We start from the raw sequence: 18,763 nt of genomic DNA, 5'->3' as shown, positions 1-18,763 counted from the left end.
GCGCCGCTCGTTGTATGCATCAATCAGCTCGTGGCCGGCGCCATCACAAACATCCCCCACAGCATCAGCAATAACAGCGGAATGGAGAGCAGGACAAAAGCGCCGTTCCAGCCAAACGCCACCAGCCAGCGTGACACCTGCCCGAATCGTGACAGCAACATGACAGCCGGGCCGAACGGCGACAGCATCATGGCCAGGGAGAAACCAATCACCAGGGCGACCGCAATCGGCAGGGGGTTCACACCCTCGGCGACCAATTGTGGCATCAACCCCGCCTGAACACTCAGCACAGTAATCGGGATGATGCCGATGGCTGAGAGCATCGGCATCATTAGTAACCCACACACTGCCAGTAAAAATACTCCCAGTTCACCAGTGGCCATGCCTGCCAGGGCATCCGCCGGAATCACCGAGACCAACGCCACGCCTAACCCGGCGGAACCTGCGAAGATAGACATCTCGTTGCTCATACCGAGCATATTGTCAGTGGCTTCCCGTATCGCCATAGCTGGCGAGCGATCGTGCCAGAACATATAAAGAAGGGTGGCCACCGGCACCGTCAGCATGGCGGCCACCGACACCTTCAGTTCCGTTAACTGCACCAGCAGTCCCATCGACGTAAAGATAACCAATACCAGCAATACTAGCCGCCCACTTCCGGCCGGCCAGGCTTCCAGCGGTTCGCGCTCAACGCTGACCCTACGAAAACGCTTATGCTCCAGCCCCCATCCCACCAGAACCAGCAATACCGCACTGCCAATGCCATAGGGCAGCAGGCCCGACCAGCTCAGGGAGGGTACTTCACGGGTAATAATGGCGACCGCAACACTGGTTGGCGCAACCAGCGGCACCAGCGCAAATCCTCGCAATGTACTGATCAGCACACTGCGCAACCAGCGCACCCGCGAAGCCCCGGTAATACCCCGCTGCCGCAGGGTATCCGACAACGTGCCGCAAAGCAGGTTCATCACGCCGAAGTTCAGCACTGACGCAATGCCGCAACTCACCACCGCGTATTTCGGGTACAGCAACGCCGGGCGACCACCTAGCAGCACATCGTGTATACGCTGCAGCACCTCAAGCCGTCGAACCAGGCATTGCATCATCCCCAGGCTTCCCAGGAACGCCGCATAAAAGGCAGCGTTGGACGCGGCACGCATCAGATCCTCGGCGGTCAGTTGCCGGATAACCCCCAGATAACCGATCACAACCAGCGAGATCAGGAACAGGTAACGGGAATACGATTGCAGCCGCCTCAGCGCCAGCGTGAAATAAAGCACAAACAACACACCCGCAAAGGCACTGACCTTTATGCTGGAAAGGCAAAGCGCCAAAAGCTCCAGAAAAACCGCAGCAGGAACCAGAAAACGGCTCATAGCAGATTACTGACCTTGGTTGGTGGTATCGGTTGCATTTCAAACAGACCCGGATTAGTCTTCAACAATCAATATACAAAACTTAATTCCGCTATACGAAACTATATCAACACTAATGACATGACAAGCCCACCCCTTCCCTCCTTACAAACGGAAGATCACAATGGGAACCATGTCTGATCAAATGGGAGATGCCATGAGCGCTTTCATCTACGATGGGCTACGAACACCCTTCGGTCGACACGCCGGCGCACTGGCCAGGGTTCGCCCTGACAACCTTCTGGCCAGCGTTATCAAAGCGCTGGTTGAGCGCAACGCCTTTGCCCTTGAGGCCTACGAAGACGTTATTGCCGGTTGCACCAACCAGGCCGGCGAGGACGCCCGAAACCTGGCCCGCCACGCCGGACTGTTGGCCGGCCTTCCTGTTGAAACCGGTGGCCTGACCGTTAACCGCCTGTGTGGCTCTGGCCTGGCAGCCATCATCGACGCCGCCAGGGCGGTTCGCTGCGATGAGGGCGAGCTGTTTGTCGCCGGCGGCGCTGAAAGCATGAGCCGGGCACCGTTTGTGATGGCCAAGAGCGAAAGCCCGTTCAGCCGCGACTTTCGTGCCTTTGACAGCACCATCGGGGCCCGCTTCCCCAACCCTCGCATTGAGGCCGACTTCGGTGCCGACACCATGCCCGAAACCGCCGACAACATTGCCAGGGAGCTCAACCTCAGCCGGGACACCGTGGATCAGTTTGCCGCTCAGAGCCAGGCCCGATACGACGCTGCCCTGAAAGATGGCTTCTATAATGAAGAGATTATGCCCATTGACGTCCCTCAGGGCCGGAAAAAACCACCCGTCAGCGTGAACAGCGATGAGCATCCGCGGCCTCAGTCCACCCACGAGGCACTGGCCGGCCTGCGCCCGCTGTTCGAAGGAGGCGTGGTGACTGCCGGCAACGCCTCGGGTATCAACGATGGCGCCGCGGCCCTGATCATCGGCTCTCGCAAAGCCGGCGAAAAGGCCGGTATTCAGCCCCGTGCCCGTATTGTATCCGCAGCGATCGCGGGTGTTCCGCCACAGGTCATGGGCTACGGCCCGGTACCCGCCAGCGAGAAGGCCCTCGCCCGTGCGGGCCTCGGCATCAACGATATGGACGTCATCGAGATCAACGAAGCCTTTGCGGCCCAGGTTCTTGGCTGCACCCACAAACTGGGCATCGACCCGACCGATTCCAGGCTGAACCCCAACGGTGGCGCCATTGCGGTTGGCCACCCCCTTGGGGCGTCCGGTGCACGGATTGCATTGACCGCCACCCGCCAGCTTGAACGCAGTGGCGGACGTTACGCATTGATCAGCATGTGCATTGGCGTTGGCCAAGGCATTGCCGCTGTTATTGAGCGAGTATCTGATTAAAAGAGCAACCGACTAATTTTCTGAGGAGACACACCATGGCTTCCGCACCCTGGGATGACCTGTTGCAGTTCGACAAGCAACTGGATGAAACCGAGCGTCAGGTACGTGACAGTATCCGTTCGTTCTGCGATCAGCGCCTGATGCCCGGCATTACCGAAGCGAACCGGCATGAGAAGTTCGACCGTTCCATTTTTACCGACATGGGCGATCTGGGCATGCTCGGCGCTACCCTGCCGGAAGAATACGGCGGCCCCGGCCTGAACCACGTGTGCTACGGCCTGATTGCCCGCGAAGTGGAACGGGTTGATAGCGCCTATCGTTCAGCCCTGAGTGTCCAGTCGTCATTGGTTATTCACCCGATTCACGCCTTTGGCCAGGAAGCCCTGAAAAAACGCATCCTGCCCCAACTGGCATCCGGCGAAAAAGTGGGCTGCTTTGGCCTGACCGAGCCCAACCATGGGTCTGACCCGGGCAACATGGAAACCCGCGCCAAGAAAGTCGACGGCGGCTATCTGGTCAGTGGCTCCAAAACCTGGATCACCAACTCCCCCATTGCCGATGTTTGTGTGGTCTGGGCCAAGCTCGAGGGCAAAATCACCGGTTTCGTGATTGAACGCGAAGGTGCCAAGGGCCTGGACACGCCGAAGATTGAGGGTAAGTTTTCCCTGCGGGCTTCCGAGACCGGGTCCATCTTTATGGACGAAGTCTTTGTCCCGGACGAGAACAAGCTCGACGTAGAAGGTCTGAAAGGTCCTTTCAGTTGCCTGAACAAGGCCCGTTTCGGCATCAGCTGGGGCTCCATGGGCGCTGCCGAGTTCTGCTGGCACGCGGCCCTCAATTACACGCTCGAGCGCAAGCAGTTTGGCAAGCCTCTGGCGGCCAACCAGCTGATCCAGAAGAAGCTGGCGGATATGCAGACCGAGATCACCCTGGGCCTTCAGGGCGCCTTGCAACTGGGCCGTATGATAGACGCCGGCAACTACTCGACGGACGCCATCTCCATGCTCAAGCGCAACAACTGCGGCAAGGCCCTGGACATCGCACGGGTAGCCCGTGACATGCACGGCGGCAATGGTATCGCCGACGAATACCATGTCATCCGCCACGTGATGAACCTGGAAGCGGTGAATACCTATGAAGGTACTCACGATGTCCACGCCCTGATTCTGGGCCGCGGACAGACCGGGATTCAGGCTTTCAGCTGATCCTGCTACCCATAGCGCCAAAAAGCAGAGCTCCGGCTCTGCTTTTTTTATGCCCACAAAAAAGCCCCGGAGCGGGGGGAGCACTCCAAGGCAAGGATGCATAAAAGCACCTGAGAATTGATTTATGTCAGACGTTTATCGATCAGAAGCTCAGTTTCGCGGAGGCCATGACCTGCTCATACTGCATGCTGCTACTGGTGGCAATCTCACCGAAATCCCAATAGGCGTACTCCAGCCCCAGCGTCAGATTGCGGTGGGCAGACCATAGTATGTTGGCGTGAACCGAGGTCGACGAGTCGAAGTAACTCAACGTTCCGGCAGGCGGTGCAACCAGATCATCAACAATTTCCGTGTGCGAGACCGTCAGGGTGCTACGCCATGCAGGCGACCAGAAGTGGCGATAGGCCGCTGTGGCACCATAGGTCTTGAGAGGTTCGACATCGCCTTGGGCGAGAGCTGCCAGATCCACGTCCGGGTATGTCAGCAGGCCCATGTACCGGCCGAGCGCGCCATAGCTGTACTGCAGGCGCAGATCATCACGGCCAACCGTCGGAATGCGGGCACTCAAAGATACGGCTCCGTCAGTTATGGTTTCATCCGCTGCGTTGTCTTCAAAATTCCGCAGCAAACCGGCAATGGAGTAAAACCCGTAGTTACCTCGGATCTGGTACCGCATTGCGAGATCCGGGTAGGACTGATCGTCGTAGGAGTTGCCGTAGTAGCCGTCTTCGGGATTCTCCAGGGAAACCATCAGCTTCCCGCCGGGCGCAGCCATGTTGTAGCGAATCATAGGCTGGGTTGCGTAGATAAAAGCCGCTTGCTTACCCTGATCAAGAATTTCCGGCATGGCCGCCAGGTCGGTGAACGTGGTGTAGGTCTGACCAAAATCCCAGCCGTTCCAGGAACCGTAGGCCTGGCGCAAACGGGGGGAATAACTGTTGGACACGATCTCGTTACCGGTTTCATTCATGCCGTCGTTAAGGTCCTGGTTAAAGTCCATCTCCAGGTAGGTGGTCAGCGTGTGACCGACGACATCCTCGGTTTTGGTGCCGATACTGATCCGTGATTCCCGGGCCGAGAAACCGGTCTTCCAGTCGCTTTCATCCGAAGCCGCGGCACTCGCGAAGGTTCTCGGCAAACCAATGCTGTAGCTGTTCAGGCTGCCATTCCCGTGGGAACCAAAAATAGCGTCGGCCTTGATAAAACCACCGAATGAAATCGTTGTGCTTCCAATCTTGATCCCGTCGCCGTCTCGCAGCAAATAGGGGTTGTCTTCTGTCAATTCAGGCGCGGTAGACACGGCGCCTTCCAGTTTGTTTTCCAGCTGTTGGACCCGCTCTCGCAGTTCGTCCAGCTCAGTGCTTTGCGCCAGCGCGGAGCCGGAACCGATGGCCATCAGCGGCAGCCCGGCAATAGCCACGGCTCGGAGCAAGGGACGCACCTGGGAAGGTATTGTTGTTGTCATCTCAAACCTCTTAACGGAGTTGATTTCATGTCGTTGTTATTGGACGTTCCGGTGCCGGCACTGGGACACACCAAATCAATCACGCTGTTTCACTGTGCGGTATTTTGTGATTGTTAGGTTTCGCATAGCAGTACCAGCTTCCGTGTTTTCGAATATAGACAATACTTTTGTTATCAACAAGTGAGTGAAACCAAATTTTAATGAAATCGGTAATTACTCTGTGTTTTGTTGTTTCATTAGCATTGACAGACGAGCAACCCATGAAAGATCATTGAGTAATTCTGCTATGCGGTATATATTTTCGCTGTAATGCATTAACGAGGTTGATTCGATGAACATGAACTACACCGCCGAGGAACTCGCCTTCCGTGACGAAGTGCGTGCGTTCCTGGATGAAAAGCTGCCGGCCGACATCGCCGCCAAAGTGAAAGGATTCCGCCGCCTGTCCAAAGAGGACCATCAGCGCTGGCAGAAAATCCTTTGCGAGCAGGGCTGGTACGCGACCCACTGGCCGGAAGAGTACGGCGGTGTAGAGTGGACGCCCGTGCAAAAGCACATCTGGGACGAAGAATCCTGCCGTTACGGCGTTCCCCGCTCCATCCCGTTCGGGGTGAATATGGTGGCGCCGGTGATCATCAAGTTCGGCAGCGAGGAACAGAAACAGGCGTACCTGCCGCGCATCCTCAGCGGCGAGGACTGGTGGTGCCAGGGGTATTCCGAACCCGGCGCGGGCTCTGACCTGGCGTCTCTTAAAACCCGTGCTGTGCGTGATGGCGACCATTACATTGTTAACGGCCAGAAAACCTGGACCACCCTGGGCCAGCACGCCAACATGATCTTCTGCCTGGTGCGTACCAACACCGAGGTCAAGAACCAGGAAGGTATTTCGTTCCTGCTCATCGATATGGACACACCGGGCATTACCGTGCGCCCCATCATCACTCTGGATGGTGAGCATGAAGTTAACGAAGTGTTCTTCGAGGACGTGAAGGTGCCGGTTGAGAACCTGGTGGGCGAAGAGGATAAAGGCTGGACCTATGCCAAGTATCTTCTGACTTACGAGCGCACCGGCCTGGCCGGTATCGGTATGTCCAAGGCAGCACTGTCGCACCTGAAAAACCTGGCATCACGCCGCCTGAAAAACGGTCGGCCGCTGCTTGAGGACCCCTCATTCAGTCAGCGCATCGCCAAAGTGGAAATCGACCTCACGGCAGCCGCCATCAGCAACCTGCGTATTATTGCCTCTGTTGAAGGTGGCGGTGTGCCGGGTGCGGAAAGTTCCATGCTGAAAGTAAAAGGCACCGAGATCCGCCAGGCCATCAATGATCTCGCCCGCCGCGCGATCGGGCCCTATGCCCTGCCGTTCCTCGAAGAGGAGATGAATATGGATTACGAGGGCGACTTCCTGTCGGATAAAGATGCCGCTCCCCTGTCGGCCCAGTACTTCAACAACCGCAAGCTGTCGATCTTCGGCGGATCCAACGAGATCCAGAAGAACATCGTGTCGAAAATGATTCTCGGGCTTTAAGGAGACGACCATGGATTTCCGACTTAATGAAGAGCAGCAGATGCTGCAGGACACCGTGGAACGGCTGGTGCGCGGTGAGTACAGTTTTGAAAAACGACTGGCGTTCAGTGAGACGGAACTGGGCTTCAGCGCCGATTTCTGGCAGCAGCTTAGCGAGCTGGGCCTGACCGCTGTACCTTTTTCCGAGGAACTCGGTGGCTTTGGCGGCAGCGGTGTGGAAGTTCAGTCCGTTATGACTGAGCTGGGCCGCGGGCTTTGCCTGGAGCCATATGTGCAGTCCATTATTCTGGGCGGCGGCCTGATTGGCCAGGCAGGCAACGACCCCCAGAAAGACACCTGGCTGGCCGGCATCGCCAGCGGCGAACTGAAAGCCGCTGTAGGCCTGCAAGAGCCCCAGAGCTTCTATGACCTGAATAACGTGGAAACCCGTGCCGAGAAAAACGGCGAGGGCTATGCTCTGAACGGCCGCAAGGCCGTGGTGATCAGCGGCCACTGTGCCGACCTGATCGTGGTGTCCGCACGCACCTCAGGCGACGCCCGCGATGCCGACGGCATCAGCCTGTTTGCCCTGAGCCCGGATACCGCTGGCGTTGAGCGCCGAGCTTACCCCACTATCGACGGCTCCCGCGGCTGTGACATTACCTTGAACAACGTCCAGGTCGGTGCCGACGCGTTGCTGGGAGAAGAAGGCAAGGCTAGCGGGGTGATCGAGTATCAGGCCGGTCGCGCCATCGCCGCCATCTGCGCCGAGGCTGTGGGTGTCATGGAAATGGCCAATGAGCTGACTCTGGATTACCTCAAACAGCGCAAGCAGTTTGGCGTGCCTATCGGCCGGTTCCAGGTGTTGCAGCACCGTATGGTGGATATGATGTCGGAACTGGAGCAGGCTCGTTCCATGGCAATTCTTGCCGCCAGCGTCGCCGACAGCGAACCCAGTGATGAACGCCGCCGCGTGCTGGCCGCCGCCAAGAACGTGATTGGCCGTGCCGGTCAATTCATCTCCGAGGCCGGCATTCAGTCCCACGGTGGTATCGGCATGACCTGGGAGTATAACTTTGCCCACTACGCGAAGCGGCTGATCGCCATCAATCACCAGTTGGGGGATGACGATTACCATCTGGAGCAATACGCCACTTTGTTGCAGGCAGGCTGACAGCTGAGGCTCTCATCATGACGACAACCGACGATCAGTCATCACAACGGGATCTGAGAAAAGCCGAATGGAAGGTCCGTACCGAGCTGGCCGCCGCCTATCGCCTGGTGGCGCTGTTTGGCTGGGACGATCTGGTGTTCACCCACCTTTCGGCACGGGTGCCAGGGCCGGATCATCATTTCCTGATCAACCCCTATGGGCTTCTGTTCCATGAAATCACCGCGTCGTCACTGGTGAAGGTGGATAAGGATGGCCAGGTGGTGGAGTCTGGCGGCCTCGCCCGTGTAAATCCGGCCGGATTCACCATTCACAGTGCCGTTCACATGGGCCGCGAGGATGCCGGAGCGGTGATGCACCTGCACGCGCCGGATGGGGTGGCTGTGTCGGCGCACCGGGATGGTCTGTTGCCCCTGAGCCAGACGGCGATGCTGTGCCTGAATCATCTGAGCTATCACGATTATGAAGGTGTGGCACTGAACCTGGATGAGCGCGAGCGGCTGATCAGGGATCTGGGTGACAAGTCGATGATGATGCTGCGCAATCACGGCGTGCTGACGGCGGGCAAGGACGTGCCGGAGACGTTCACCTATCTGTATTTTCTGATGAAGGCCTGCGAGATCCAGGTCAAGGCCCAGAGTTGTGGGCCAACCTGCATGCCGTCAGAGCAGGCCATTCAGACAACCGCTGACCAGTCTCAGTCGCTGGGTAGTGCGGCGGCATTGACCTGGCCCGCATTGGTTCGGCTTCTGGATAGCAAGAATCCCGGGTACGCTGTTTGAGTCTCTGACTTTGCACCTTGTGCACCATGGAAGCAGATATGCTCTCTGTTGAATTAAACGATCTTGAACATTTTTGCGGCACTACCATTGGCCACAGCCCTTGGAAAACCGTCACCCAGGAGATGATTCAGGCGTTTGCGGACGCCACGGGCGATCACCAGTGGATTCATCTGGATGTTGAGCGGGCCACGCGGGAAACGCCGTGGAAAAGCCCCGTCGCCCATGGGTTTCTGACAGCGTCGCTGATTCCACTGCTGAATCAGGAGGTCATTGACGTGCAGGGCAAAGGCGCCAGCATAAACTACGGCATCAATAAGCTGCGCTTTCCTGCGGCGGTGAAATCCGGGGCGGATATCCGTAGCAAGATGGAATTGCTGGATGTGTCCAGGGTGGATGATCAGCGCACGCTGGCCACCTACCGAACCACCGTGGAAATCCGTGGAGAGGACAAGCCTGCCTGCGTGGCAGAGAACCTGGTGATGTACGTGGCCTGAGCGGTCAGACGCCCGAAGCAACACTAAAAAAGGGGCCCTTGGGCCCCTTTTCTCATTCAGATGGGTGCTGAACCCCCATCACTTGATCTCTTCCCGAACAATCTCGCCGTCTTTCACCACGGCCAGGGTCGTCTCCGTCACGAAACCACCGTTTTCGGTGACTTCGGTGACTTCGTACGGGTTCTTGCGGGTGTCCATGTTTTTCAGGGCATCGCCGATCGCAGCACGGATGGTTTTCGGGTCGGTGGACTCGGTGGCGTCCATGGCTTCCACCAGGGCGTGCAGCGCCAGGTAGTTGTAGGCGGCTTCGGATCCGGGCATTTTGTCGTACTCGGCCTTGTAGCGCTTGATGAAGTCTTTGGCCGCCGGGGTGTCATAGACGCTCAGTGGAACCACGCCGATGGCGCCTTCCACCATGTCCAGGCCACCGGCTACCTGGGCCACTTCGTCAATCTTGGCCTGGTCCATCACGATAAAGCCGCCCTGAAAGCCCATCTGGCGGGCCTGTTGCACCACCAGACCGGTCGGCTCGGAGGCGCCGCCCACAAACATCACGTCCGGGCTTTCTGAAATGATACGGCTGACGCCGGTAAAGAAATCCGCCGATTTGTTGTAGTCCATGGGGTTGTCAGAAACCACTTCTCCCCCTTTGGACTCCCACTCTTTCTTGATCATGGCACCCCAGATTTTGGCGTATTCGTGGGTTGCGCCGCCCATGCCCAGCTTCTTGCCCTCGTGCTCAAGGGCGTAGTCGGTAAAGGCCCGCACGTAGCCATCAAAGGTAGGAGGAATACGCAACGTCAGGCTGTTGCCCTTTTCGGTGATGCTGGGCACGCTGGAGTAGGCCATCACCAGAAAATTGTCTTTCTCGTTGAAGTCCTGGAGGGCAAAAATACCACCGGAGTGAGGCACGAACACCGCCGACACGTTGGACTCCTGCTTCAGTCGCTTGGCATTGGTCGCCGCCTGCGCCGGTGAGTAACGATCGTCCAGGGGGACCAGGTTGACCGTGGTCTTTTCGCCGTTCAGGTCAAAACCGCCCGCCGCGTTGATTTCCGCCACCGCCATTCGCAGCCCGGACAGCGTGTTTTCACCGTATAAAGCAGCGCCGCCACTCAGCGGGCCGGTGAATCCGATGTTGACTTCGCCCGCCATTGCACCGGCGGACAGGCTCATCCCAAGGGTTGCCGCCGCGACAGCCTGACCCAGTTTTCTGACTATTTTCATTGTTGTCTCCTGGTTGTGTTGTGCGTGTCACTCTGATTGTTGTTGTAGGCCGGTCAGGCCCCGATATACGCCTTGCGAACCTGTTCGTTGCCCAGCATCGTCTCCCGGTCGCCTTCCATGACCAGATGGCCGTTCTCCATAACATAAGCACGGTGGGCAATCTTCAGGGCCGCAAACGCATTCTGCTCTGCCAACAGCACGGTTGTGCCCAGGCTGTTGATTTGTTTGACGGTTTCGAACACTTGCTTGACCACCAGGGGAGCCAGGCCAAGGGATGGCTCATCCAGCATCAGCAAGCGGGGGCGGCTCATCATGGCGCGGCCGATGGCCACCATCTGTTGCTGCCCCCCGGACAGAGATCCGGCAGGCTCATCGGCCTTGTCTGCGAGGATCGGGAACAGCTCCAACACTTCGTTCAGGCGCTTGCGGTTGCCCTGCCGATCACGTCGGTGCACGTAGGCCCCCATCATCAGGTTCTGCATGACGCTCATCTGCGGAAACAGTTTTCGGCCTTCGGCACACTGCACTACGCCGCTGGCGACGACCGCACTGGCTTTCATACCGTTGAGCTGTTTGTCTTCGAACTGGATCTCGCCGGCCGTCGGCTTTACCAGGCCACTAATGGCATTGAACAGGCTGCTTTTACCGGCGCCATTGGCCCCGAGTAGAACAACCAGCTCCCCGGCATCCACCGTCATCGAAATATCGGTCAGTGCCTTGAAGCTGCCATAGCAGACGTCGACATGGTTAAGCTGCAGCATCTTCGTCACCTCCCAGATAGGCTTCGATCACCACCGGGTTGTTGCGTACTTCTTCCGGCGTGCCCTCGGCAATCTTTTCACCGTGATCCAGCACCATGATCTTGTCTGCCAGGCTCATGATCATGTCCATCTTGTGCTCGATCAGGCACACGGTGAGTCCTTTTTCATCCACCATTTTCCGCATCAGCGCGGCGAATCCGACGGTTTCTTCCGGATTAACCCCGGCCGCCGGCTCATCCAGCAGGACGATCTTGGGGTCGGTCGCCAGTGCCAGGGCAAAGGCCACCCGCTTGCGTTCTTCCTGGGTGATGTCGGCAATAAACTGCCCGGCAACGTGGGCAAGGCCCACAAATTCCAGGGCTTCCATGGCCTTGTCCCGCGCCGCCTTCTCTTCACGTTGCAGGCGTTTGCTGTTGATCAGCACGTCCCACAGGCCGGATTTCGTCCGCAGCCGGTGCCCCACGATCAGGTTGTCCAGCACGGTTGCCTGCTCAAACAGGTTGGTCGTCTGGAAGGTCCTTCCCACACCCAGGCGTGCGACCCTGTCGCTGGGCAGGTTAGTGACGTCCACGCCGTCCAGCAGGATACGGCCGGAGGTGGGCTGGTGCAGGCCTGAAATAAGGTTGAAAAAGGTGCTCTTGCCAGCACCGTTGGGGCCGATAATGGCGTTGATCCTGCCGGCTTCGAACTCCACCGACACATCGCTCACCGCCGCCAGACCGCCAAACATTTTGGTGACGTTTTCTACCTTAAGCATTGCTCTCTGCCTCCCGGTTCTGTGCGGTGTTGACCTTGTTCTCCTGGCGCTTTTTCGTAGGCGCCAGTGCCTGGGACTTGCGATGCATCCAGGTCAGGAAGGAGCCGGTAATGCCCCGGGGGAAGAAGATCACCAATAGCACCAGCAGCGGCCCGAAAATGATCATTCGGTACTCTTCCAGGAACTGCAGTGACTGGGTAATCCACACAATGCCCACGGTGCCCAGCAACGGCCCCATAATGGTGCCGATACCGCCCACCAGCAGATAGGTGATCATGTCGAAGGTGTGGTTGATATTGGCCTCTTCCGGGCCGATGAAACGGACCATCCCGGCATACAGGGCACCTGCCAGACCGGCATAGGTCGTGGACAGTACAAAGGCGAGGACTTTATTGCGCATCAGGTTGATCCCGAGGGACTGGGCCAGTTCATCACCGTTGCGGATGGCAATGAAGGTACGACCCAGCAGGGACTTGGACAAACGCCCCATGAACCAGATTGCGAACACCAGGAAGGCCAGCACCAGGTAGTAGAACGGGGTGGTGTCTGTAAAGTCCACCAACCCAAAGCCATAGGGTGCGGCGATATCTCGGACACCGATGGCACCATGGGTCAGCTCTTCCCACTTGTCGATCAGCAGGTAGATGATAAAGCCCACACACAGGGTGAATATCGCAAAGTAATGCTCTTTCAGGCGCAGCGAAACGATGCCCACGAGAAACCCGAGCACCGCCGTCATCACCAGCGCACCCAGGAAGGCAGGCCAGAAACTCCAGCCATAGTCGGCAGTCAGCAGGCCAAGGGTGTAGGCTCCGATGGCAAAAAAACCGCCGTGGGCCAGGTTCAGCTGGCCGCAAAAACCGGTAATGATGTTCAGGCCGTAGACCGCGATCGCCCAGACAAAGGCGGTCGCCATCACGTACACCTGGTACTCATTCGCGGCGACCAGCGGGAACAGTATGGCGAAGGCCAGCATCAGGTACTTGGCGGCTGGCGTCATCAGCAGGGAAGCGACTTTGAACATGATCAGTGCGCCCCCTTCGCGAACAGGCCCTGTGGACGAACTGACAGAATCAGCACCAGCAGACCAAAGGCAATAATGTCTTTATAGGACGTCGAGATGTAAAAGCCGCCGAGGGCTTCAGCGAAACCGATAATCATGCCGCCGGCAATGGCGCCAGGCACGCTACCCATGCCACCGAGTATGATAATGACGAAGGCTTTCATGATGACCAGGTGCCCCATGGCGGGATACACCAGATTGATGGGCGCATAGAGTGTGGCGGCAAACGCGGCCAGCATGCCCGAAATCGCAAACGTCATCATCGCCACCCGGTTGGCATCAATGCCCACCAGGAAGGCACCTTCACGACTCTGCGCCATGGCGATAATGGTCGCCCCCGTCATGGTCTTGCGCAGGAAAAGCTGCAGGGCCACTACCAACACGAACGCCCCCGCAATGATCAGCAGGCGCTGTTCAGGAATAATCAGTCCGTCGAAATTCATGATGCCGGTAAATGGCGATGACATACGGCGGAAGTCCGACCCCCAGAACATCTGCACCACCGCTTCCAGAAACAGCAGAATACCAATGGCGGCGATCTTGTCGTGGATCGGTGGCGAATGCCTCAGTGGGTGGAACACCAGACGCTCACACAGTATCGCCAGGACAGCGACCACCGCGGCCGAACCGGCCATGGCAATCCAGTAGTGCGCGCCCAGGTCCACCATGAAAAAGTAGGACATGAATGCCCCGACCATATAGAGCGCGCCATGGGCAAAATTGGGGATATGAAGTATCCCGTAGACCAGGGTCAGGCCCAGGGCTACGAGACCGTAGATACTCCCCAGGGTTAACCCGTTGATGATTTGTTGTAGGAAAAGGCTCAAGTGTGCTCCTCCGCTGTTTTGTTGTTGTTGCGAGTTATGCGGTTTTGGGCAGGGCCTTGCGACCCATCTATCAGCTTAATGAAACAATTGCACCGAACGTCTCGTATGTCAATATTTAGAACGTTATTCCGCAGTGCGGAATAATTAGCATGAATTAACGCTTAGGCTTTAGCCTTCCACTCTTCTTCCTGCAGCGCTCGCCACATCAACTTGCCCGTGGGTGATTTCGGCAACTCATCCACGAACTCGATGATTTCTGGCACTTTGTAGGCAGCCATCTGCTCCTTACACCAACTGACGATGTCCGCTTCGGTGGTACTGGTCTCCGCATCCGGTGTCAGTACGATGCAGGCTTTCACAGTCTCACCGCGTTTGGGGTGGGGCGATGAAATGACGCACACTTCGTGGATGGCCGGATGCCGGTACATCAATCCTTCCACTTCCGAGGGCCACACCTTGAAGCCTGATGCGTTGATCATCCGTTTGACCCGGTCCACCATGAAGAAATAGCCCTCTTCGTCGTAATAAGCGAGGTCACCGGTGCGGAAAAAGCGTTTGCCGTCGATGTCCACGAACGCCGCCTCGGTTTCAGCCGGGCGATGCCAGTACCCCTGGGTTACCTGAGGACCATTGGAAACAATCTCCCCCACTTCGCCCGGGCCTTTCTCTTCCAGGGTCTCAACGTCAATGATGCGGCTATCCACATCGAATACCGGAATACCCAGGCACTGGGGCTTGGGATGATCCGACGGGTTGATGTGGGTGGCGGCCATGGTTTCCGACAGGCCATAACCCTCGATGTAATCCAGGCCGGTCATGGCTTTAAGCTTGGCAGCCACCGCTTCCGGCATTGCCGCTCCACCACCGCCAATGGTGTTGAGGCTGGAAAGGTCGTATTGCCCGATGTCCGGATTCGACAGAAAATCCACCGCCATGGTGACAATGTTGGTCCAGCCGGTGACCTGGTAACGTTCTATCAGCCGGGCGGCGGTTGTGCGATCCCAGCGCGTCATAATGATGGTAGTTGAACCACTGTAGATGGGGCTGTTCATGGAGCCGGTCATACCGGTCACGTGGAAGAACGGCAACGTCGCCAACTGGACAGTGTTGGCGGTGCTCAGATTCCAGAACGCCCGGTGAACCGCTGTGGCCATGACACTGCGGTGCGTATGCATGCATCCCTTGGGCGCGCCGGTGGTCCCGGAACTGTAGGGGATCACCGCCAGGTCGTCCGGGCCTGCGGTGTGCTCTGCCGGCTTGTGATTACCGGCCAGCGCCTGTTCCCAGCTCACCACGCCGGGTACGTCTTTGGACCAGGCCGGTGCAGCCACCTCTGCCGGCAAATCCAGGTCGGTGTCCTTATTGATGTAGGTGTTATAGGACGCCACCACCACCCGCTCAAGATCCGTGCTGTCCAGCATCGGCAGGATAAAGTCGGCCAGTTCCTGACCGGCCAGGCACACCCTCGAACCGGTATCGGCAATGTAGTGTTCCAGCTCTGCAGCCCGGTTCATCGGATTCACCGGAATCACCACGGCGTCGGCTCGCAGTATGGCGTAGTAGGCAACGGCATACTGGGGGGAGTTCTGCATGTAGAGCAGAACACGGTCACCTTTCTTCACTCCTTGAGCCTGAAGATAGCCGGCCATCGCTTCCACTTCCGTCAGCAGCTGCCTGTAGCTCATGGGCGCATCGTAGTAGATGGTCGCTGTATGGTCCGGATACCGCAGGGCAGATATTTGCAGGTTGATGAAAACGCTGGTGTCAGGCAGTGTCATGCTCTTTGGTAATTCTTTTGGCCAGACGCTGTGGTGGCGTGTAAATGTCATTGTTGTCATCCCCTCAGTCAATTCAGTGAGCCGCAGCGGCGGCCAGATCGAATATTCCAGTACCACCGGGCAGGGCTTCCCGGTGACGCAATGGCGTTATCGCAATGGCTTTTTCCCGCAGCACGGTGACGTCTTCATCCGGTGCCGTAATGTGCCGGGAACTGCGATCGAACCCCAGCCACCAATAAGGCAGGCTACGGGCATCCTGCCCTGCCAGCAGGCGGGGCCGCTGAATGGAGCCGGTGGATTGGTTGCACCATTGCGCTTGCCGGATCACACCGGCGTCGCAGGCCGGAAAGTTCACATTCCAGGCCCGGTTTTCGCCCGGTTGCCAGAGCTTGCGGATTACCTGCTCGCCGAACGCCGACACCGGCGACCAGTCAACGCCTTCCCGGCTCAGGAAGGCCTGGCTCAGCGCAATGGCGGGTATGCCCATATGTTCGGCGCTGAGCACCGCGCCCACGGTTCCGGAGTACTGCACCGAATCACTGATATTGGCGCCGCAGTTCACACCGGACAGCACCAGATCCGGCGGGTTATCACCAAACCAATGGGCCAGCGAGTACAACACACAGTCTGCGGGGGTACCGGACACGGCATAGCGTTTCTCACCGTTTTCATACACCCGCAGCGGGTCGTGAATGGAGATGCTCTGCCCTGCGCCACTGCGATCATGCTCCGGCGCCACCACCCAGACTTCTTCCGCCAGATTGCGGGCAATCCGTTCGAGAATCGCCAGCCCAGGTGCGTTGATGCCGTCATCGTTGGTGATCAGGATGCGACGGACCATCGGTTCCGTGATTGCAGCAGTCTGGCTCATGACCGGTCTCCTTCACTGGCTATTTTCCAGCCCGCTTCCGCCAGCTGGCTTGCACGTTTGCCAACCTGCAGGGCATCGGCATTGGCGGCATTTCCCTGCAACGCGCGGGCATAGACCCCCTGAACAATCGCCGCCAGACGGAACAGGGAAAACGCCAGGAACACATGCCAGTCCGCAATGCCATCGCGACCGGTCTGTTGGCAGTAACGGGCAATGGTTTCCTGCTCAGTGGGAACGCCCAGTGCCTCCAGATCCTCCCCCAACAAACCGCGGGAACCTTCCATGTCCGAAGGCAGGTGGTACGGCAGGCAGTAATAGGCAAGATCCGCCAGCGGATGACCAAGAGTAGACAACTCCCAGTCCAGAATGGCGATCACGTCCGGTTTGTCCGGTGCCAGCATCAGGTTGCCAAAGCGGTAGTCACCATGGGCAATAGCGCACTCATCGGTGGATGGCAGGTTTTTCGGAAGCCACTCCATGAGTTTGTTCATGGCGGACTGCTCGTCCGTTTTCGACGCCAGGTACTGCTTGGTCCAACGGGATACCTGCCGTGCCACATAGCCTTCCGGACGGCCATAATCCCCAAGGCCGATTTGGTTAACATCCACCGAGTGCAGTGCTGCCAGGGTGTCGATAGCCGACCGATGGGCCGACATCCGCTCCTGACGATCCAGCGCCCGCAGTGCCGGATGACTAACTATGCGGCCTTCCAGATAATCCATAACGTAGAACGGCGTACCGATGATGCTGCTGTCTTCACACAAAGCCCGGGTGGCCGGCACGGGCACGCTGGTGTGTTCGGACAAAGCGCGCATGACTTTGTATTCCCGCTCCACCATGTGGGCGGAGGGCAGTGTTTTTCCCGGTGGCTTTTTGCGCAGAACGTACTGACCGCTGTCGGTGTCCAGTAGAAACGTGGGGTTCGACTGCCCGCCCTGGAATTGCTGTACGTCCAGCTTGGTGCCGAAACCTGGTATGGCTCGCTGTAGCCAGGTCCGGAGGCTGTCTTCATCAAATTGGTGGGCTGGCAAAACGTCTACCAACTCTGGGTTCATGGCCATCTTTTCTGTTGCCTTCATTTATTGCGTGACAGCCCCGTCATGGGGGCGGCGGCCGGCGGGTGGGGGTGTCTTTCTTCCGGGAAAAAGAACTCGCTGCGCTCGGACACCTTTTTCCCTGCACAAAGACACCCCCACCCACCTGCCTCGGCGTGCTTTCGTTGATGCCTTCTTAACAAATGGTTTCGCCGCCGTCGGCTACGATGACCTGTCCGGTGACGTAGGCACTCGCCTTTGTTGACAGGAAGACGGCCAGGCCGGCGATGTCGACCGGGTCACCGATTCTGCGCAGTGGGGTTTTGTCTTCGGCGCGTTTAACGCGGACCGGGTCTTCCCACAGGGCTTTGGCAAAGTCGGTTTTGATCAGGCCGGGGGCGATGCTGTTCACTCGAATGCCCTTTGGCCCCCACTCCACTGCCAGATTCCGGGCCAACGCCGCTTCCGCTGCCTTGGAAACACCGTAAGTACCGATGGTGGTATTGCCACGGATTCCGGCGATGCTGGACAGAAGAACAACCGCACCTTCACCTTTCCCGGCCATCTGCGGCAGCACCATGTTGGTGAGCCAGAAGGTGCCTTTGACGTTGGTGTCCATGATCTTGTCCCAGGCTTCGTCGGTCATTTCGGCGGTGGTGCCGTAGACCGGGTTGGTGGCGGCGTTGCACACCAGCACATCGATAGAACCCCAGGCTTCGTTGGTTTTATCCACCAGGTTCTGCAGGTCTTCCTTCTTACCCACATGACAGGGAATGGCGATGGCCTCGTAGCCCTGCTCTTTCAATTCATTGGCGACCTGCTCACAGGCATCGGCCTTGCGGCTGGAGATGACAACTTTGGCACCCAGGCGAGCCATTTCTTCGGCGATGGAACGGCCGATGCCTTTGGTGGAACCGGTGATCAGGGCGACTTTTCCGGTCATATCGAAAAGCGGGTTGTTCATACAGACACCTCATTGTCGAAAATCTTTCTCAGAGCTATGGGAACGAACGGGGAGGAACCTGCCGGGACCGTCAAAAACA

Annotated in this window: 17 protein-coding genes; 6 read left to right on the top strand and 11 right to left on the bottom strand. The window is 58.0% G+C overall.

Going from position 1 to position 18,763, the window contains the following annotated elements; translation table 11 throughout:
* Positions 1-23: 23 nt before the first annotated feature.
* Positions 24-1,376 carry a hypothetical protein gene (locus tag JJO78_RS02455; protein ID WP_075195536.1) on the bottom strand — a complete coding sequence of 451 codons (1,353 nt, stop codon included), beginning with the start codon at positions 1,374-1,376 and terminating at the stop codon, positions 24-26.
* Positions 1,377-1,572: 196 nt separating this feature from the next.
* Here JJO78_RS02455 and JJO78_RS02450 point away from each other — a divergent pair, with 196 nt between their 5' ends.
* Both JJO78_RS02450 and JJO78_RS02445 read left to right on the top strand, forming a co-directional pair.
* Entirely contained in the window at positions 1,573-2,778 is a 1,206-nt protein-coding gene (locus JJO78_RS02450; RefSeq protein ID WP_036205534.1) for a 3-oxoadipyl-CoA thiolase, read from the top strand.
* A 35-nt stretch (positions 2,779-2,813) separates the two neighbouring features.
* Positions 2,814-3,983: an acyl-CoA dehydrogenase gene (locus JJO78_RS02445; protein WP_036202119.1), complete on the top strand. Its 1,170-nt coding sequence runs from the start codon at positions 2,814-2,816 to the stop codon at positions 3,981-3,983.
* Positions 3,984-4,125: 142 nt separating this feature from the next.
* Here JJO78_RS02445 and JJO78_RS02440 read toward each other — a convergent pair whose 3' ends face one another.
* Positions 4,126-5,448: a DcaP family trimeric outer membrane transporter gene (locus tag JJO78_RS02440; RefSeq protein ID WP_226909969.1), complete on the bottom strand. Its 1,323-nt coding sequence runs from the start codon at positions 5,446-5,448 to the stop codon at positions 4,126-4,128.
* 331 nt (positions 5,449-5,779) lie between these two features.
* Here JJO78_RS02440 and JJO78_RS02435 point away from each other — a divergent pair, with 331 nt between their 5' ends.
* From JJO78_RS02435 to JJO78_RS02420, 4 genes are read left to right on the top strand one after another with little or no spacing between them, the layout of a single operon-like run.
* Complete coding sequence (locus tag JJO78_RS02435) at positions 5,780-6,976, top strand: acyl-CoA dehydrogenase family protein (RefSeq protein ID WP_075195538.1); 1,197 nt, start codon at positions 5,780-5,782, stop codon at positions 6,974-6,976.
* Between the two features lie 10 nt (positions 6,977-6,986).
* Positions 6,987-8,129, top strand: coding sequence for an acyl-CoA dehydrogenase family protein (locus tag JJO78_RS02430; RefSeq protein ID WP_075195539.1), 1,143 nt, complete (start codon positions 6,987-6,989; stop codon positions 8,127-8,129).
* A 17-nt stretch (positions 8,130-8,146) separates the two neighbouring features.
* Complete coding sequence (locus JJO78_RS02425; protein WP_091641502.1) at positions 8,147-8,908, top strand: class II aldolase/adducin family protein; 762 nt, start codon at positions 8,147-8,149, stop codon at positions 8,906-8,908.
* Positions 8,909-8,946: 38 nt separating this feature from the next.
* Complete coding sequence (locus JJO78_RS02420) at positions 8,947-9,402, top strand: MaoC family dehydratase (RefSeq protein ID WP_036202105.1); 456 nt, start codon at positions 8,947-8,949, stop codon at positions 9,400-9,402.
* Positions 9,403-9,480: 78 nt separating this feature from the next.
* Here the strand turns inward: JJO78_RS02420 and JJO78_RS02415 are convergent, their stop codons facing one another.
* The 9 genes from JJO78_RS02415 to JJO78_RS02375 form a co-directional block, all read right to left on the bottom strand.
* A complete protein-coding gene (locus JJO78_RS02415) occupies positions 9,481-10,629 on the bottom strand; it encodes an ABC transporter substrate-binding protein (RefSeq protein ID WP_075195540.1) in 1,149 nt (382 codons plus the stop codon).
* A 53-nt stretch (positions 10,630-10,682) separates the two neighbouring features.
* Complete coding sequence (locus tag JJO78_RS02410) at positions 10,683-11,390, bottom strand: ABC transporter ATP-binding protein (RefSeq protein ID WP_007155440.1); 708 nt, start codon at positions 11,388-11,390, stop codon at positions 10,683-10,685.
* Positions 11,377-12,147, bottom strand: coding sequence for an ABC transporter ATP-binding protein (locus JJO78_RS02405; protein WP_036202098.1), 771 nt, complete (start codon positions 12,145-12,147; stop codon positions 11,377-11,379). The genes JJO78_RS02410 and JJO78_RS02405 overlap by 14 nt, the downstream gene beginning before the upstream one ends.
* Positions 12,140-13,171, bottom strand: a complete 1,032-nt coding sequence (locus JJO78_RS02400; protein ID WP_085681908.1) for a branched-chain amino acid ABC transporter permease — start codon at positions 13,169-13,171, stop codon at positions 12,140-12,142. The genes JJO78_RS02405 and JJO78_RS02400 overlap by 8 nt, the downstream gene beginning before the upstream one ends.
* Positions 13,172-13,173: 2 nt before the next feature.
* Positions 13,174-14,037 carry a branched-chain amino acid ABC transporter permease gene (locus JJO78_RS02395; RefSeq protein WP_007155443.1) on the bottom strand — a complete coding sequence of 288 codons (864 nt, stop codon included), beginning with the start codon at positions 14,035-14,037 and terminating at the stop codon, positions 13,174-13,176.
* Between the two features lie 161 nt (positions 14,038-14,198).
* Entirely contained in the window at positions 14,199-15,866 is a 1,668-nt protein-coding gene (locus JJO78_RS02390; protein ID WP_091641499.1) for a long-chain fatty acid--CoA ligase, read from the bottom strand.
* A 22-nt stretch (positions 15,867-15,888) separates the two neighbouring features.
* A complete protein-coding gene (surE, locus tag JJO78_RS02385; RefSeq protein ID WP_075195566.1) occupies positions 15,889-16,668 on the bottom strand; it encodes a 5'/3'-nucleotidase SurE in 780 nt (259 codons plus the stop codon).
* A gap of 14 nt (positions 16,669-16,682) precedes the next feature.
* Positions 16,683-17,747 carry a phosphotransferase gene (locus JJO78_RS02380; protein ID WP_075195543.1) on the bottom strand — a complete coding sequence of 355 codons (1,065 nt, stop codon included), beginning with the start codon at positions 17,745-17,747 and terminating at the stop codon, positions 16,683-16,685.
* A 169-nt stretch (positions 17,748-17,916) separates the two neighbouring features.
* A complete protein-coding gene (locus tag JJO78_RS02375; protein ID WP_075195544.1) occupies positions 17,917-18,684 on the bottom strand; it encodes an SDR family NAD(P)-dependent oxidoreductase in 768 nt (255 codons plus the stop codon).
* Between the last annotated feature and the right edge of the window lie 79 nt (positions 18,685-18,763).

Source organism: Marinobacter sp. DS40M6 (assembly GCF_028581595.1).
Lineage (GTDB): Bacteria > Pseudomonadota > Gammaproteobacteria > Pseudomonadales > Oleiphilaceae > Marinobacter > Marinobacter salarius.
Note: the sequence above shows the minus strand (reverse complement) of the source record. Positions and strands in the feature narration are given on the sequence as shown.

Bases quoted from the DNA above. Each gene is read 5' to 3' on its own strand.
- JJO78_RS02455 (WP_075195536.1), bottom strand. From the start codon at position 1,376: ATGAGCCGTTTTCTGGTTCCTGCTGCGGTTTTTCTGGAGCTTTTGGCG.
- JJO78_RS02450 (WP_036205534.1), top strand. From the start codon at position 1,573: ATGAGCGCTTTCATCTACGATGGGCTACGAACACCCTTCGGTCGACAC.
- JJO78_RS02445 (WP_036202119.1), top strand. From the start codon at position 2,814: ATGGCTTCCGCACCCTGGGATGACCTGTTGCAGTTCGACAAGCAACTG.
- JJO78_RS02440 (WP_226909969.1), bottom strand. From the start codon at position 5,448: ATGACAACAACAATACCTTCCCAGGTGCGTCCCTTGCTCCGAGCCGTG.
- JJO78_RS02435 (WP_075195538.1), top strand. From the start codon at position 5,780: ATGAACATGAACTACACCGCCGAGGAACTCGCCTTCCGTGACGAAGTG.
- JJO78_RS02430 (WP_075195539.1), top strand. From the start codon at position 6,987: ATGGATTTCCGACTTAATGAAGAGCAGCAGATGCTGCAGGACACCGTG.
- JJO78_RS02425 (WP_091641502.1), top strand. From the start codon at position 8,147: ATGACGACAACCGACGATCAGTCATCACAACGGGATCTGAGAAAAGCC.
- JJO78_RS02420 (WP_036202105.1), top strand. From the start codon at position 8,947: ATGCTCTCTGTTGAATTAAACGATCTTGAACATTTTTGCGGCACTACC.
- JJO78_RS02415 (WP_075195540.1), bottom strand. From the start codon at position 10,629: ATGAAAATAGTCAGAAAACTGGGTCAGGCTGTCGCGGCGGCAACCCTT.
- JJO78_RS02410 (WP_007155440.1), bottom strand. From the start codon at position 11,390: ATGCTGCAGCTTAACCATGTCGACGTCTGCTATGGCAGCTTCAAGGCA.
- JJO78_RS02405 (WP_036202098.1), bottom strand. From the start codon at position 12,147: ATGCTTAAGGTAGAAAACGTCACCAAAATGTTTGGCGGTCTGGCGGCG.
- JJO78_RS02400 (WP_085681908.1), bottom strand. From the start codon at position 13,171: ATGTTCAAAGTCGCTTCCCTGCTGATGACGCCAGCCGCCAAGTACCTG.
- JJO78_RS02390 (WP_091641499.1), bottom strand. From the start codon at position 15,866: ATGACATTTACACGCCACCACAGCGTCTGGCCAAAAGAATTACCAAAG.
- JJO78_RS02380 (WP_075195543.1), bottom strand. From the start codon at position 17,747: ATGGCCATGAACCCAGAGTTGGTAGACGTTTTGCCAGCCCACCAATTT.
- JJO78_RS02375 (WP_075195544.1), bottom strand. From the start codon at position 18,684: ATGAACAACCCGCTTTTCGATATGACCGGAAAAGTCGCCCTGATCACC.